Source organism: Stenotrophomonas sp. Ste96, assembly GCF_024519495.1.
In the GTDB taxonomy this organism is placed as follows: domain Bacteria; phylum Pseudomonadota; class Gammaproteobacteria; order Xanthomonadales; family Xanthomonadaceae; genus Stenotrophomonas; species Stenotrophomonas bentonitica_A.
On sequence record NZ_JALJRX010000001.1, the window covers coordinates 1 to 15,377 of the forward strand.

Here is a 15,377-nt window from a genome sequence, read left to right on the forward strand (position 1 = left end):
CTTCGGTGAACAGCCGCTTGGCCACGATGCCGTTGACCTGCGGGCGCACTTCGGCGACCAGGAAGGCGTTGGTCCGGCCCGGCAGTTCACGGGTCAGCGAAACACTGGTGCGATCCAGCCTGCTGTAGTGGACCGCTGGCGGTTCGCGTGGATCCCCCACACCGGGCGAGCCGCATCCCGAGAGAATCAGCAGCATCAGTCCACAAAGCGCATGGCAGTGATGTTTCGTCATACATCGGTTCCTTTCATTCAATAGCTCTCCTGAACGTCGAACGGCGCATCTCCGGCGTCGATGCATCGCCTGCCCAAGGCAACGGTGCATGGAACGGCAAGCGCAGGCGAAATGCCATGCGAGACGTCGCATTGAGCACGCTCAGGAACTTGCGATTCATGGGTCGCTCAGGCCTGCCACGCCGATCCGCATACGCTGCAGCGGTATCATTGTTGTTGGACTCTTCGAGTGACCCACTCCATGCGCAGCCTCTATCCCGCGATCACCCCGTTCCGCACGCATCACGTGCCCGTGGACGAGTTGCACACCCTGTTCGTGGAGGAGTGCGGAACTCCGGACGGCATCCCGGTGGTGTTCCTGCATGGCGGACCGGGTGCCGGCGTCTCCCCGGTGCACCGTCGTTTCTTCGACCCGGCGCGCTATCGCATCGTATTGATCGACCAGCGTGGCAGCGGCCGCTCCACGCCATTCGGCGAGCTGCGCGACAACACGACGCAGCACCTGGTCGCGGACGTGGAGCTCATCCGCGAGCTGCTGGGTATCGACCGCTGGCTGGTGTTCGGGGGATCGTGGGGCTCCACGCTGGCACTGGCCTACGCCCAGGCACATCCGGAACGCGCAACCGGTGTCATCGTGCGCGGCGTGTACCTCGGCCGCGCCGAGGAGAACCGCTGGTTCGCCGAAGCCGACGGCGGTGCGCGCTGGGTCTTCCCGGAGCGCTGGGCGCGCTACGAGGCATACATCCCTGAAGAAGAGCGCGGCGACATGATCGCCGCCTACTGGCGGCGCCTGGACGGCCCGGACGAAGCGACCCGCATCGCGGCGGCGCAGGCCTGGCTGGGGTGGGAGGATCACGCCGCCACGCTGGATCACGATGTGGATGCGGTGTCCGCTGATGATCCGCTGCATACGCTGGCCAAGGCGCGCATCGAGGCGCACTACTTCCGCAACCACGCCTTCCTCGAACCTGGGCAGCTGCTGCGGGATATCGACCGCATCCGGCACCTGCCGGGGGTGATCGTGCAGGGCCGCTACGACATCATCTGCCCGGCGCGCAGCGCGTGGGATCTGGCCTGCGCCTGGCCTGAAGCATCGCTGCAGATGGTCGTGTCGGGCCACAGTGCAACGGAACCTGCGACCGCAGATGCGCTGGTGCGCGCCACCGATGCCTTCGCCGGCAGGCAGTAAGGAGCGGCAGTGGATTCGATTTACCTGGTTGTCGCGCTGGGCGCCATCGTCGCCGGCTTTGTGCAGGGTCTTTCCGGCTTCGCCTTCGGGCTGGTGGCGCTGTCCTTCTGGGCCTGGGTGCTGGACCCCAGGCTCGCGGCGACGCTCTCGGTGTTCGGTGCCCTCACCGGCCAGCTGCTGGCGGCCTTCACCGTGCGCCGCGGCTTCAACCTGAAGACCCTGCTGCCTTTCGTTCTGGGTGGGTTGGCCGGCATCCCGCTGGGCGTCTACCTGCTGCCCCTGCTCGACATGAACTGGCTCAAGGCGATCCTGGGCACCTTGCTGGTGCTGTGGTGTCCGGCCATGCTGCTGTCACGCCAGCTGCCGCGGGTCACCGCCGGCGGGCGCGCGGCGGATGGCGTGGTGGGGTTCGCCGGCGGCATCATGGGTGGACTGGGTGGCTTCACCGGCACGCTGCCGACGCTGTGGTGCACGCTGCGCGGCTACGAGCGCGATGTGCAGCGCTCCGTCGTGCAGAACTTCAACCTGTCGATGCTGCTGGTCACCATGGGCACCTACGTGGGGACGGGCATCGTCACCCGTGACATGCTGCCGATGTTCGCCATCGTTGCGCCGGCCATGTTGATCCCGACCCTGCTCGGCACCCGTGTGTACATCGGCATCAGTGATCTGCGCTTCCGCCAGATCGTGCTGAGCCTGCTCACCGTTTCCGGGATCGCGTTGCTGGCGTCTTCGCTGCCGGCACTGCTGGGCTGGCGCTGAGCCGAGCCGGTTACAGCGGCAGGCGATTGCCGACGAAGTTGACCACGTTCTCCATCGCATCGGGATCGACATTGCTCAGCCCGATCACCACATAGCCCTGGCTGGGCAGCACGATGAGCGCGGCATTCGCGCCGGGCGCCCCGCCCTCGTGGCCATACTGGCGCTGCTCGTCCTCGCCACTCACCATGAAGCCGTAGCCGTACCAGCCCTTGGTGTTCTGCGGCGAGGTGGCTGCCTGCACCGCCGCGGCCGGGATCAGCCTGCCAGCGCGCAGCGCTTCGGCGAAGCGGAGCAGATCCCGGGCGGTGCTGTAGCCGCCGCCCGCCGACGTGCCTCGCAGCGGCAGGGTCCGCAGTGTCTTGAGGGAGGCTTTGCGGGTCTCGAACGCGTCGTCGAAAATCTCGCCCAGGCCGCTGGTGTGGTTGAGCAGCTGGCGGATCGTGACTGCCGTGGCTACCGCCTGGTTGGGGTAGTCCTCCAGGTGGCTGGCAACCGTATCGTCCAGCGAAAGCCTGCCAGCCTCGGCCAGCTGCAGGATGCCCACTTAGGCCGCCAGCCAGCGAGTGAAGATCTGCTCGGCCTGCGCAGGGTCGATGGGCGCCCCGGCCCAGCTCGAGGTGCTGAAGAGCAGCAGCACCACCATGAGTGTTCTGATCGGCAACATCCTGTCCTCCTTTCCGCTGGGCTGCCGTCCGGCAGTCGGAGGGAGTATGCCGCGTCGCGGGACCACCTGGGCCGTACCGCCTGCTTTTCAGAGGGTCTGCCCTGATTGCGACGACCACCGCCCATATCGCGAGAGACGGGGCCCGAGTCGCGGTCTACGCTTGTCGCCTATCCGCTTCCGGGTGCCAACGCCGCTGATACCCAGGCATCGGCACCCTCCCGCTCCTGATCCCGGCCCATGACCACTGAAACCGCTGCCCCGCCCGTCATCCCCACCGAACCGATCACCCCGGCCCCCCAACAGGGTTTCGCGATCCGCATCGTCGGCGCTGCCGCCTTCGCGCACCTGCTCAACGACATGATCCAGGCCGTGCTGCCGGCGGTGTATCCGATGTTCAAGAGCGAGTTTTCGCTCACCTTCGGCCAGATCGGCATCATCGCCCTGGTGTACCAGGTCACCGCCTCGCTGTTGCAGCCGTGGGTGGGCATGTACACCGACAAACGGCCGCTGCCGTACCTGCTGCCGTCGGGCATGATCGCCACCTTCGTCGGCATCGCCCTGATGGCGGTGGCGACCCGCTACGAAATGCTGCTGGTTGCTGCGGCGATCGTCGGCATCGGTTCGGCCACCTTCCATCCCGAAGCCTCGCGCGTGGCGCGCATGGCCTCGGGCGGCCGCTTCGGCACCGCGCAGTCCACCTTCCAGGTCGGTGGCAATACCGGCTCGGCGATCGGGCCGCTGCTGGCGGCCTTGATCGTGATCCCGCACGGGCAACGTGCCATTGCATGGTTCATGCTGGCGGCTGCGTTGGCCATCACCGTGCTGTTCCGTCTCACCGGCTGGACCGTGCAGCACGGCCAGGCAAAGATGAAGAGCCTGGCCAAGAGCCATGGCGTCGGGTTGAGCCGCGGCAAGGTGATCCAGGCCATCGCAGTGATCGCGGTGTTGATGTTCGCCAAGTTCGTCTACATCGCCTCGTTCACCAACTACTTCACCTTCTACCTGATCGAGCGCTTTGGCCTGAGCGTGCAGCAGAGCCAGATGTACCTCTTCATCTTCCTGGCCTCGGTCGCGCTGGGTACCTTCATCGGTGGTCCGGTCGGGGACCGGATCGGGCGCAAGGCGGTGATCTGGATCTCCTTCCTCGGCGTTGCTCCGTTTGCGCTCGCCCTGCCGTACGCCAACCTGATGGGCACCGCAGTGTTGGCGGTGGCGGTCGGGCTGGTGATGTCCTCGGCCTTCGCGGCGTTGGTGGTGTACGCGCAGGAAGCGGTACCGGGCCGCGTCGGCATGGTGTCGGGGCTGATGTTCGGTTTGATGTTCGGCATCGGTGGCATCGGCGCGGCCGGGCTCGGGAAGCTGGCCGACGTGCACGGCATCGTGTGGGTCTACCACTTCACCTCGTATCTGCCGCTGCTGGGGCTGGCGACAGCGTTCCTTCCGAAGACCACGATGCGCTGAGGCGCGCGCCTCAATGGAAGGACTGGCTCGGCAGCTGGCCGAAGCGTTTCTTGAACATGGCAGTGAAGGCGCTCGGACTGGCGTAGCCCAGCGAGAGCGCCACGTCGATCACCTTCTCACCGTGCGCCAGCTGCTCCAGCGCACGCAGCAGTCGCGCCTGCTGGCGCCATTGCCCGAAGGTCATGCCCAGCTCGCGTGCGCACAGGCGCTGGATGGTCTTGACGTCCACGCCCAGCCGGCGCGCCCAGTCCTGCAGGGTGGAGGGATCGTCCGGCGTGGATTCCAGCTGCTGGCCAATGGTGCGCAGCCGAGGGTCGGTCGGCTGCGGCAGATGCAGCGGCAGCACCGGCAACAGCTGCAGCTCATCCAGGATCAACTGCATCAGCCGCCCGTCGCGGGAATCGGCTTGATACGGCGGCGCGACGTCCATCGCCGCATGGATCAGGGCGGCCAGCAAAGGCGTGACCGAGACCGTCGAGGCGCTGGCTGGTGGCTGGGCGATCGCCTGCGGCAGGATGTACAGGCTGCGCATGCCGACCGCGCCGATGCAGCTGACCTTGTGGCCCATGCCAGCGGGAATCCAGATCGCGCGTGTGCTGGGCACCACCCAGCGCCCTGCCCCGGCCTGCACCACCAGCACGCCGGATTCGGCGTAGACCAACTGGTGCCGGTCCGGATGGTGATGCAACGCGATGATCGTGCCAGCCGGATACTCACGCGCCCGGCAGAACACCGGGGTCTCCGGGCCGGCCGGCAGCCGCTTGCCCTCGCCGACGCCCGGGGCGATGTCCTTTCTCCGATATGGCATGGCAATACCCTCGCAAACGGCCTGCCCGAGGACTCTACAGCGTCGGCGGTGTTTTCGACATCCCGCTGCGGCTATCGGGGCTTGGGTGGCGCCACGACCTCGACCCAGGTGGGTGCATGGTCGCTGGGTTTTTCCAGCGCCCGCACCCAGCGGTCCACCCCCGCATCTTTCAGGCGGGGCGCGAGCACGGGATTGAGCAGAAGATGGTCGATCCGCAGCCCGCGGTCGCGCGCGAAGTGCTCACGGAAGTAGTCCCAGAACGTGAAGATCTGTGCATCGCCATGCACCGCGCGCAGGCTGTCGGTCCAGCCTTGGTCGAGCAGCGCCTGGTAGGCCTGGCGGACCTCGGGCTGCAGCAGCGCGTCCTTGCGCCACGATTTGGGATCGTAGATATCCGCATCCGTGGGCACGACGTTGAAGTCGCCGATCAGCGCGACCGGATGCGGCAATGCGACCAGCGTTTTGGCGTGCCTGTGGAGCCGCTGCATCCACTTCAGCTTGTAATCGAACTTCGGGCCCGGCTGCGGATTGCCATTGGGCAGATACAGACCCGCCACGATCACGCCATGCGCGGCCGCTTCCAGATAGCGGCTCTGGTCGTCTTTCGGGTCGCCGGGCAGCCCGCGGCGGCTTTCGATCGGGTCCTGGCCGCGCGCAAGCAGCGCGACCCCGTTCCAGGATCGTTGTCCCTGCCAGATGCAGCCGTACCCCGCCTCGCGGATCGCTGCCTCCGGAAACGCCTCTTGGGTGGCCTTGAGTTCCTGCAGTGCCACGATATCGGGCTGTTCGCGCGCGAGCCACGTCAGCAGATGCGGCAGCCGTGTCAGCACACCATTGACGTTGAAGGTGGCGATTTTCAGGCGCTTTCTGGCAGGCATGGCGCGTGGCTGGCGGTGGCGGTGTCTGCCATCGAGGATTGCCCTGTTTCGATCAACCTGCCGCGAATGTGGGGCGAGCGTGGCGTGACGATGGCGGCGCGTTGATCGCGCATTGACCCGCGGCGCGTCACAGTAAGCGCTGGTTCCACACTGGCAAGGTGCATCCATTGCGCGGAAGGTCATGAAGACGTGGAAGGTTCTGCCGCGGCGTTTCTATCAGCGGCACCCGGCCGAGGTAGCGCCGGAACTGTTGAACAAGCTGCTGGTGCGCGATGACGGTCGCGCCGGGCGGATCGTGGAGGTGGAGGCGTACGCGGGTGACCAGGATCCGGCAGCGCACTCCTATCGCGGGATGACCGCGCGCACCGCCACGATGTTCGGCCAAGCCGGCCATCTCTACGTGTATTTCAGCTACGGCATGCACTGGGGCTCGAACGCGGTGTGTGGGGACGTCGGCCAAGGCTGGGGCGTGCTGCTGCGCGCACTGGAACCGGTGGCGGGGCTGGAGCTGATCCGCGAGGCGCGTCCGGCGATCAAGCGCGAGCGTGACCTGGCCAGTGGCCCGGGCCGCCTGTCGCAGGCGATGGGCATCACCAAGGCCTTGGATGGCGCGGATCTGGTCCGTAACGACCGAGGCATCCGCATCGTGTCCGATGGGATGGCGCCCCCCGTCGCACCGGTGATCGGGCCGCGGATCGGGATCAGCAAGGCGATCGAGTTTCCATGGCGCTGGCATGTGCCCGAGCACCTGCATGTCTCCGGGCGCACGGGTACACGCAAGACCGGGAGGACGGTGTCATGAGCGCTTCGCCGCCCGCCGCCTCCCCTGCACGCCGCCTGCGGCGCGGGTTGCTGCGGCTGTTCGTGCTTGTCGTCTGCATCGTGGTGGCCGGCGTGCTCTGGAACAGCCCCATCGCGGAATCACCGCGGGCACTCTGGCGCCTGTCACAGATGCCTGCACCGACCGCGCTGCCCGTCCCCGTGGCGGGCGTGGCCGCACGCCAGGTCGCCGACACGTTCGGCGCACCGCGTGGACGCGACCGCACGCATGCCGGCGTGGACATTTTCGCCAAGCGCGGCACCGAGGTGCGCAGCGCCACCCCGGGGATCGTCGCCGACATCCGTGAAAGCGGCCTGGGCGGTCGCCAGGTGTGGGTGATGGGGCCCGCGCGCGAGCGCTATTACTACGCGCATCTGGATGATTGGCGCGAGGGCCTGGCACGTGGCGATGTCATCGAACAGGGCACCGTCCTGGGCTACGTCGGTGATACCGGCAATGCCAAAGGCACTCCGCCGCATCTGCACTGGGGCATCTACGGAGCCGAGGGTGCCTACGATCCGCTGCCGCTGCTCAAGGCCTGGCCGGACGCGCCCTGAGGTGCGTGCAGAGCGCCTTCACAACAAAGCGCGCTGGACTAACACCCACGCGCCTAGCGTCGGATGCTCAAACCCAACGGCAGTACCTCCATGGCGATCAAGACCGCAGAAGACCTGTTCATCCACGAGCTCTCGGATATCTACAGTGCAGAGAAGCAGCTGACCAAGGCGCTGCCCCGACTGGCGCGCGCCGCCTCCAATCCCGACCTGGCCGCCGCATTCACCACGCACCTGGAAGAGACGCAGGGCCAGATCGAGCGCATCGACCAGGTGGTGGAGCTGCTGGGGATCCGGCTCAAGCGCATCAAATGCGCCGCGATGGAGGGGCTGGTCGAGGAAGGCAAAGAGGCGATCGACAGTATCGAGGAGGGCCCGGTCCGCGATGCCGCACTGATTGGTGGCGCGCAGAAGGTGGAGCATTACGAAATCGCCTCCTACGGCACGATTGCCGCGCTGGCCAAACAGCTGGGCTACAAGGCAGCCGTGCCGCTGCTGCTGGAAACGCTCAAGGAAGAAAAAGATACGGACGAGAAGCTGACCCTGCTGGCCCTGGCCGGCGGCGGCAATGCCAAGGCCGCCGCCTGACCGTTCCGTTTCTCCTCCGGCATTGTGTTGTGCGGGGGGGCTGGCCTCCCCGCGCAGCGCGTTTCGCTTTCCACGCTTGATCGCCGCCCTTGATCACAAACAGGAGCCTGCATGTCACTGCCCCCGCCCGTTCTTTACCACGCCTCGCTCGAGCATGCCGACGAAGAGGAGGCCACGCATATCCGCGAACTGACCGAGGTGTTCGCGCGCATGGCGCTGACCGTCGCCGAGCAGGAAGGCCACGCCCACCGTGCGGTGCACGCCAAGGGCCAAGGGTTGTTGAAGGGCCGGCTACGTGTATTGGACGGGTTGCCGGCCGAGTTGCGACACGGCCTGTTTGCGCGGCCGGGCAGCTACGACGCACTGGTCCGGCTGTCTTCGCCACCGGCCGAGCAGTTGCCAGACTCGGTTTCCACCCCGCGCGCGATGGCGCTCAAGGTGATCGGCGTGGAAGGCCCGCGCGCCGAGGGTGCGGAGGAGCAGCACACCCAGGATTTCCTGATGGTCAACGGTCCGGCGTTCAACACGCCCGGCGTCGCCGGCTTCCTGCGTTCGGCCAAGCTGCTGGCCGCCACTACCGAGCGGATGCCGCGTACCAAACGCATGATCTCAGCCACGCTGCGCGGCGCGGAGGCGGCGCTGGAAGCCGTCGGCGGGGAAAGTGCCACGCTGAAAGGCATGGGCGGCGAGCCGCAACACCACCCGCTGGGCGAAACCTTCTTCAGCCAGGTGCCCTTCCTCTATGGCCCCTACATGGCCAAGTTTTCGCTGGCCCCGATCTCACCGGCGCTGCTTGCGCTGACCGGCGACAAGATCGGCTCGGACGAAGATGCCCAGCGCGAGGCAGTGGTGTCCTTCTTCACCGACCTGCCCAATCCGGTCGAATGGGAGCTGCGGGTGCAGCTGTGCCGCGACGTCGAACGCATGCCGATCGAGGATGCGTCGGTCGCGTGGCCGGAAGCAGACAGTCCGTTCCTGCCGGTTGCACGCCTGAGCGTTGCGCAGCAGGAAGCGTGGCAGCCTGCCAGCTCGCCGGGCATCGAGGACACACTGGCGTTCGCCCCGTGGCACGCGCTGGCCGAGCATCGCCCGCTCGGTGGCTTGAACCGTGCGCGTCGCGTGGTGATGGCCGCTTCGCGTCAGTTCCGTTCGCGGTTCAATGGGTGTCCGATCCACGAACCGGTGGGATGACACTGAGCCTGTTGTTGCTGCTCAGGCCATTGCAGTAACGCTCACGCCAGAGTATGCAGCTCCATCGCGCGCATCACGATCGGCTTGGCCCAGTCCGGCGTCTGCAGCAGCTCGATCGCCGAGGCCGGGTAGTGCAGCCCGTTGCGATCCAGCTGCAGCACCGGCAGCGGTTCGGCGCCGTCGGCATCGGCCGGGGCGCTGTTGTCGTAGACATGCAGCTCGGCCAGGTGCGGCAGCAGGGCCAGCAGATTCTCGCGCGAGGAATCGTAACGGGCGCGGATCTTGTCGGCGGGGATGTCATGCCCGCCCCGGCTGACCCGGGCGGCGACGCGTTGCATGTGCAGCTCCACGCTCTGCAGGCCACAGAACCAGACTGCCACGTGGTGACGGTCGCAGGCCTCGCGCAGCAGGCGCGGGATGGTGTTGCCGCCCAGGGTGGTTTCGAAGGCGAAGTCGCTGCCCTCGTCGATGGCCTGCCGCAAGCGGCGCGCGCCCTCGTTCCACGCGGCGGCATTGGCATCCCCCAGCGCCCAGCCGGCCTCCACCAGGCGGCGGGTGAACGTATCCGGGTTGAACCAGGTCAGGCCTTCTTCTTCCAGCCACATGCCCAGCAGCGAACTTTTGCCGGCGCCATTGACGCCGGCCAGGACCAGAATCCGCCCCATCGGTCAGAGCGGACTGCCGAGGGCGACCTTGCGGCCGCGGCGGATCGGCTGGCCCAGCACCTTGCCCAGCCCGCCATCGCGGCCGAGGCTGGCCAGGGTGGTATCGAACGCGGCGCGCAGGCGTTCCAGCTCGCCCATGCGCTCATCAAGGTCGCCGCCGGCCGCCTTGGCCAGCAGTTCCTGGTAGGTCTTGATGTCCACGATCACCGCTTCGGGATGATTGTGGTTGGTGATCACCAGTGCCTGCTTCTCGCGGACGGTCCGCATCAGGCTGGGCCAGCCGCGGGTTTTGACCGAGGAGGCAGTGGCCTTCTCAAGGCCGGGCAGATCCAGTGGCAGGGTCATGGCACGCTCCAGGACGGGATGGGCCCACTATACCCCTTCTGGCCAAATTGGACATAAATCCCATTTTGGCCAGAAGGAGGCCGCGGCCACCCGTCAGCGGGACATCGAGTACGGCTGCTCGGCGCCCTGCCCCGGCCAGGCCTTGTTCGGCTCGGCCTGCAGGGTGAAGCGCAGTTCGCCGCCGGCCAGTATCTCGTCGTGGCGCAGGAAGGTGCGCTGCAGCGGTTGGCCGTTGAGGGTGACCGAGCCGACGTAGTCGTGGCCCTTGCCCAGCCTTTCGGTGACGATGGTGAAGGTCTTGCCGTTGGGCAGGTGCAGCGCCGCCCTGGGCAGGAACGGACGGCCGATGATGTACTCGCCGCTGCCCGGGGCCACCGGGTAGAAGCCCAGTGCAGTGAACACATACCAGGCCGACATCTGGCCGAGATCGTCATTGCCCGCCAGGCCATCGGGCCGGTCGGCGTACTGGGTGTCCATGATCTGCTTCAGCCGCGCCTGGGTGCGCCATGGCTGGCCGGCATGGGCATACAGGTACGCCACGTGGTGGCTGGGCTCATTGCCATGCGCATACCAGCCGATCAGGCCGGTGATGTCTTCCATGTGCTCGAAGATCGACGGGTCGACCTTGGCCTCGAACACCTCGTCCAGCCTGGCGAGCAGTTTGTCGCTGCCCCCATGCGCGGCGGCCAGACCGGCCACGTCGTGCGGCACATACCAGGAGTACTGCCAGGCATTGCCTTCGGTGTAATCGGTGCCGTAGCCGCTGGCGCTCGGGTCGAACGGCGTGCGGAAGCTGCCATCGCGCTTGCGCGCGCGCATGAAGCCGGTGTCCTTGTCGAACGCATTGCGCCAGTTCGTGGCGCGCTTCTCGAACTCGCCGGCGACCTTCGTGTTGCCCATGGCCTTGGCCATGCGCGCGATGGTCCAATCGTCGAAGGCGTATTCCAGCGTCTTGCTGGCGGCCTCGCCTTCTTCATCGATCGGCACCCAGCCCAGTTCGCGATACTGCGCGATGCCGTCGTACGGACCGTAGTTGGCGGTCGCCACCATGGCGGCCAGTGCCTTGTTCTCATCGAAACCACGGATGCCCTTGAGGTAGGCATCGGCGATCACCGGCACCGCGTGGTAGCCGATCATGCACCACGTTTCCTGGCCGTGGAATGCCCACACCGGCAGCATCCCGTAGGCACTGTTGTGCTGGTGTGCGAGCAGCGAATTGATGAAATCGCTGTTGCGCTTTTCCGGCTGCACCAGGGTCAGCAGCGGATGCAGGGCGCGGTAGGTATCCCACAGCGAGAAGGTCGAATAGTTGGTGTAGCCCTCGGCGCGATGCACGGCATTGTCCGAACCGCGGTAGTGGCCATCGCTGTCCATGAACACGGTCGGCCCGAGCAGGCTGTGGTACAGCGCGGTGTAAGCACTGCGGCGGTCATGCTCGGGGCCGTCGATATCCAGCACCGACAGCGCCTGCGTCCACTGCGTTTTTGCCTCGGCGCGGACACGGTCGAAATCGAAACCGGGCACTTCGCTTTCCAGGTTGGCGATCGCACCGGCCTCGCTGACCGAGGAAATCGCCACCGTCACCACCAGCGGTGTATCCAGCTTGCCGAAATCGAAGGTGCCGACCAGCTGGCGCCCTTCAATCTGCGCACGCTGCGCGGGGCTCTGGTGCCCCGGCGGCGGGAAGCCCTTGTAGGCGATGTCGGTCTCGGTGTTGTGGAACTCGTGACCGGTCAGCGGCCGGGAGAAACGCATCGCGAAGTACAGCTGCCGGCCCGGCGCCCAGCCGCGGGTCTCGCGGAACCCGGTGATGGTGCCGTCCTCGCGGGCGCGCAGGCGCGACCACAGGATCTTGCCGGGGTAATCGTAGAGGCTGGTGCGCAGGTCCAGCAGCACACGCGCCGGCTGGTTGGCCGGGTAGGTATAGCGGTGCACGCCGACGCGGGTGCTGGTGGTCAGCTCCGCGCGCACCTTCGGATCATCCAAAGTGACCGCGTAGTAGCCCGGTTCGGCGCGCTCGTCGTCGTGGCGGAAGCGCGAGGTGTAGCCGCTGCCGGGCTTGTCGGGGTCGCCCCGCTCCAGGCTGGCATCGGTGCGCACCGGCATCAGCAGCACATCGCCAAGATCGGAATGGCCGCTGCCGGAGAAGTGCGTATGCGAGAAGCCGACGATGCTGGTGTCGTCATGCCGATACCCTGCGGCCCAGCCATAGGCCTTCTCGCGCGGCTGGATGCGGGTATCCGGGCTCAGCTGGACCATGCCGAACGGCACCGTGGCACCGGGATAGGTATGGCCCTCGCCCGCCGTGCCGATGAACGGATCCACCGCCGCGTACGCGCGCTCGCCGACCTTCGCCGCTGCCGCCGTGGCGGTCCCGGCCACCAACATCGCCCCTACCGCGAGCCCCAACCACCGTACCGTCCCCGTTTTTGTCATGGCGTTGAATTTAGATCGATTCAGGTGAGGTTGATCCTAGCACTGGCCGATCGGGCTGACATGTTGCGGTGCGGGTGTTACCGGCGCCGGCCCTCCTGGCCGGCGCCATGGCGGCGCAGTGGGTGACCGGACCGGACCGGCGTTACGCCGGGCGCGCATCTTCCGGCACCGCTGCCACCGGCAGCGTCGGCTGGGTCGCATCCACCGTGACCGGCTCATCGCTGCGCATAAGGGCACGGGCTTCGGCTTCGCTGGCCACCGCCGGCGGCGAACCCCGCAGCGGCATGCCGGCGGTCTCGCGCACGAACAGCATGGTGATCACACCGATCACCGCCGCCCCCATCAAGTAATACGCCGGCACGAGCGGATCACCGGTGCGCTCCACCAGCCACGCAGTGACCAGCGGCGTGGTGCCACCAAACAGCGAGACCGACACATTGAAGGCGATCGACAGCGCGCTGTAGCGCACCGGGGTATAGAACAGTGCCGGCAGCGTGGACGGCATCGAGCTGGTGAAGCACACCAGCGCCACGCCCAGCAGCATCAGGCCCAGGAAGATCAACCAGTCATTGCCGCTGCCGACCAGCTTCAGGCAGGGGATCGCCAGCAGGAACAAGGCGATGCAGGCACCGATGATCATCGGGCGGCGGCCCAGGCGATCACTGAACAACCCGCCCAGCACATTGAGCGGCATCATCACCAGCATCACGATGATGATCAGCAGCAGCCCCTTGCTCTCGGCATAGCCCATCGTCACGCTGAGGTAGCTGGGCATGTAGGTCAGCAGCATGTAATCGGTGACGTTGAACACCAGCACCAGGCCAACGCAGATCAGCAGCTGCGCCCAATGCACGCGGAACAGCGCACCCAGGCCGGGGCGTTCGTGATCGCGCTTCTCGGCCTCTTCGGCGTACGCACGGAACGCCGGCGTCTCTTCCAGCTTCATGCGCATGTACAGGCCGAGCAGGCCCAGCGGACCGGCCACCAGGAACGGGATGCGCCAGCCCCAGTCCAGCATCTGCGTGCTGCTCAGCGCCATGTGCAGCGCGGTGACCGTGCCCGCGCCGGCGATGTAGCCGCCCAGCGTGCCGAACTCCAGCCAGCTGCCCATCAGGCCGCGGTTGCGGTCGGTCGAATACTCGGCGATGAAGGTCGCCGCACCCCCGTACTCACCACCGGTGGAGAAGCCCTGCACGATCCGGGCGAGCAGCAGCAGTGCCGGGGCCCAGATGCCGATGCGGTCATAGGAGGGAATCAAGCCGATGCTGAAGGTGCCCAGCGCCATCAGGATCATGGTGAAGGCCAGCACTTTCTGGCGGCCGTACTTGTCGCCGAGTGGCCCGAACACCAGCCCGCCCAGTGGACGCACCAGGAAGGCCACGGTGAAGGTGGCGAAGGTAGCGATCAGCTGCGCGGTCGGGCTGCTGTCGGGGAAGAACACGTGACCCAGCGTGACGGCAAGATAGCCATAGACACCGAAATCAAACCACTCCATCGCGTTGCCGAGTGCGGCCGCACCCACGGCCTTCTTGAGCATCGGGCGATCAACGACGGTGACTTCGTCGACGTGCATCTGGCGGCGGCGTTTGAACCAGCCGAAATGGGCATGTGCGGCATGCAGGTCCTGCATCTGCTTTCTCCTGGAAGCAGGCCATCACGGCGCCCGAGGTCCCGCGCACGGCACAGGAAATACCGCCTCTGATGACACAGCGCGACGCGCGAAGAGGGGTTGCAACAGACGATCCCGGACGGCCGCGTGGACTCAGCGACGCTGCGGGATGGATGACCAGGAAGCGGGCAATGGCCCGGGGGTGATCAAGCGGGCCATGATACTACAAATGCCGCCGACGTTCCCCTCGCCGCTCGTCCGGAGCGCGTGGAACAGCCTGTTTCAGGCATTCTCAGCGGTCTTGCACGTGATGAACGCACGCAGGCGCAGCAGGTCGGAATCGCGGCGTACTGCGCGCCAATGCACGTATCGCACGACGCATCCTGTTGGCCTGCGCGACCCGCATTCTTCCGTTACTGACCGCGTTCGAGCGCATCGATCAGCGGCGCCAGATCCTCGCGCTCATGCGGCCGTACCGCGCGGGCGATCTCCTGGCCATCGCGCAGCAGGATCACGGTCGGCCAGAGTTTCACGGCAAAGGAGCGGCCCAGTGGCCGCCCCTTCCCGTCCTCGACCTTCAGGTGCGTCGCGTCATAGCCACCGAGAAACTTCTGCAGCAGTGGCTGGGCGGCGCTGCAATGGCCGCACCAACCGGTGCCGAACTCCAGCAGCATCCATCCGCTGCCCGCATCGATGTCGGCACGGGTGATGTCGGAGGGGCTGTACTCGCGGGCGAAGGCCATGGGCGGTGTCTCAGGACAGGGCGCGCTGGATATCCTCCAGCGGCGCATTGGTGAAGTCCTTGGCGAGATCCTTGAGCAGGCGTTCCTGCGTTTCCTTGTGCAGCAGCGGACGGATACGGCCCAGGGTCTGCGGATCGGCGATCAGGATCAGGTGCGCGTAGCGGTTCTTCAACGCGTCTTCATTCAACTGTGCCGCCACCTGCTTGGCAAACGTGGCCTCGTTGAGCTGGGAGATGGTCATCTCCTGCGGCACCGAGCCGGACGGGCCCTGCCCGGACGCGCCCGTATCGCTCACGGCCTGCAGCTGCAGTTCCCCCTCCTGCTTGAGCTGCAGCTTGTGCGCGGTGCCGACGTTGGTGAACACGCGGGCCGAGCCGCCATCGGCTACAACGACCAGGGTACCTTCGGGAATCTGCTGACTCATCATCTACTC

General features: G+C 66.6%; 16 protein-coding genes and 2 pseudogenes. 7 read left to right on the plus strand and 11 right to left on the minus strand.

What is annotated here, in order from left to right; translation table 11 throughout:
• Nucleotides 1–232 (minus strand): annotated as a pseudogene (locus OC373_RS00005) (efflux transporter periplasmic adaptor subunit); the annotation flags it as partial.
• A gap of 13 nt (nt 233–245) precedes the next feature.
• Nucleotides 246–392 carry a hypothetical protein gene (locus tag OC373_RS00010; RefSeq protein WP_261996690.1) on the minus strand — a complete coding sequence of 49 codons (147 nt, stop codon included), beginning with the start codon at nt 390–392 and terminating at the stop codon, nt 246–248.
• Nucleotides 393–472: 80 nt separating this feature from the next.
• On the opposite strand from OC373_RS00010, the gene pip reads away from it, so the two are divergent.
• Nucleotides 473–1,420: a prolyl aminopeptidase gene (pip, locus tag OC373_RS00015; RefSeq protein WP_261996691.1), complete on the plus strand. Its 948-nt coding sequence runs from the start codon at nt 473–475 to the stop codon at nt 1,418–1,420.
• Nucleotides 1,421–1,429: 9 nt separating this feature from the next.
• A complete protein-coding gene (locus OC373_RS00020) occupies nt 1,430–2,182 on the plus strand; it encodes a sulfite exporter TauE/SafE family protein (protein WP_070474045.1) in 753 nt (250 codons plus the stop codon).
• Nucleotides 2,183–2,192: 10 nt separating this feature from the next.
• On the opposite strand, the gene OC373_RS00025 is transcribed toward OC373_RS00020, so the two are convergent.
• Entirely contained in the window at nt 2,193–2,726 is a 534-nt protein-coding gene (locus OC373_RS00025) for a serine hydrolase domain-containing protein (RefSeq protein ID WP_261996692.1), read from the minus strand.
• A gap of 357 nt (nt 2,727–3,083) precedes the next feature.
• On the opposite strand from OC373_RS00025, the gene OC373_RS00030 reads away from it, so the two are divergent.
• Entirely contained in the window at nt 3,084–4,307 is a 1,224-nt protein-coding gene (locus OC373_RS00030) for an MFS transporter (protein ID WP_261996693.1), read from the plus strand.
• 10 nt (nt 4,308–4,317) lie between these two features.
• Here the strand turns inward: OC373_RS00030 and OC373_RS00035 are convergent, their stop codons facing one another.
• Together OC373_RS00035 and xth are read right to left on the minus strand one after the other, a co-directional pair.
• A complete protein-coding gene (locus OC373_RS00035) occupies nt 4,318–5,115 on the minus strand; it encodes a helix-turn-helix transcriptional regulator (protein ID WP_261996694.1) in 798 nt (265 codons plus the stop codon).
• Nucleotides 5,116–5,216: 101 nt separating this feature from the next.
• Nucleotides 5,217–5,993, minus strand: a pseudogene (gene xth / locus OC373_RS00040) (exodeoxyribonuclease III); the annotation flags it as partial.
• A gap of 181 nt (nt 5,994–6,174) precedes the next feature.
• On the opposite strand from xth, the gene OC373_RS00045 reads away from it, so the two are divergent.
• The 4 genes from OC373_RS00045 to OC373_RS00060 all read left to right on the plus strand — a co-directional run bounded on the left by OC373_RS00045 (nt 6,175) and on the right by OC373_RS00060 (nt 9,146).
• Nucleotides 6,175–6,795: a DNA-3-methyladenine glycosylase gene (locus OC373_RS00045; protein ID WP_261996696.1), complete on the plus strand. Its 621-nt coding sequence runs from the start codon at nt 6,175–6,177 to the stop codon at nt 6,793–6,795.
• Nucleotides 6,792–7,370 carry a M23 family metallopeptidase gene (locus OC373_RS00050; RefSeq protein WP_070425193.1) on the plus strand — a complete coding sequence of 193 codons (579 nt, stop codon included), beginning with the start codon at nt 6,792–6,794 and terminating at the stop codon, nt 7,368–7,370. The genes OC373_RS00045 and OC373_RS00050 overlap by 4 nt, the downstream gene beginning before the upstream one ends.
• Before the next feature lie 90 nt (nt 7,371–7,460).
• Nucleotides 7,461–7,955, plus strand: coding sequence for a ferritin-like domain-containing protein (locus tag OC373_RS00055; RefSeq protein WP_261996697.1), 495 nt, complete (start codon nt 7,461–7,463; stop codon nt 7,953–7,955).
• A gap of 111 nt (nt 7,956–8,066) precedes the next feature.
• A complete protein-coding gene (locus OC373_RS00060) occupies nt 8,067–9,146 on the plus strand; it encodes a catalase family protein (protein WP_261996698.1) in 1,080 nt (359 codons plus the stop codon).
• A gap of 41 nt (nt 9,147–9,187) precedes the next feature.
• On the opposite strand, the gene OC373_RS00065 is transcribed toward OC373_RS00060, so the two are convergent.
• The 6 genes from OC373_RS00065 to OC373_RS00090 all read right to left on the minus strand — a co-directional run bounded on the left by OC373_RS00065 (nt 9,188) and on the right by OC373_RS00090 (nt 15,368).
• Nucleotides 9,188–9,811, minus strand: coding sequence for a hypothetical protein (locus tag OC373_RS00065; RefSeq protein WP_261996699.1), 624 nt, complete (start codon nt 9,809–9,811; stop codon nt 9,188–9,190).
• A gap of 3 nt (nt 9,812–9,814) precedes the next feature.
• On the minus strand, nt 9,815–10,156 hold the full coding sequence (locus tag OC373_RS00070) for a type II toxin-antitoxin system prevent-host-death family antitoxin (protein ID WP_261996700.1): 342 nt from the start codon (nt 10,154–10,156) through the stop codon (nt 9,815–9,817).
• 93 nt (nt 10,157–10,249) lie between these two features.
• Complete coding sequence (locus tag OC373_RS00075; RefSeq protein WP_261996701.1) at nt 10,250–12,544, minus strand: GH92 family glycosyl hydrolase; 2,295 nt, start codon at nt 12,542–12,544, stop codon at nt 10,250–10,252.
• 190 nt (nt 12,545–12,734) lie between these two features.
• Entirely contained in the window at nt 12,735–14,222 is a 1,488-nt protein-coding gene (proP, locus tag OC373_RS00080) for a glycine betaine/L-proline transporter ProP (RefSeq protein WP_261996702.1), read from the minus strand.
• Nucleotides 14,223–14,614: 392 nt separating this feature from the next.
• On the minus strand, nt 14,615–14,944 hold the full coding sequence (locus OC373_RS00085) for a thioredoxin family protein (protein ID WP_070425199.1): 330 nt from the start codon (nt 14,942–14,944) through the stop codon (nt 14,615–14,617).
• Nucleotides 14,945–14,954: 10 nt separating this feature from the next.
• Nucleotides 14,955–15,368: a host attachment family protein gene (locus tag OC373_RS00090; RefSeq protein WP_019184575.1), complete on the minus strand. Its 414-nt coding sequence runs from the start codon at nt 15,366–15,368 to the stop codon at nt 14,955–14,957.
• Nucleotides 15,369–15,377 lie beyond the last annotated feature (9 nt).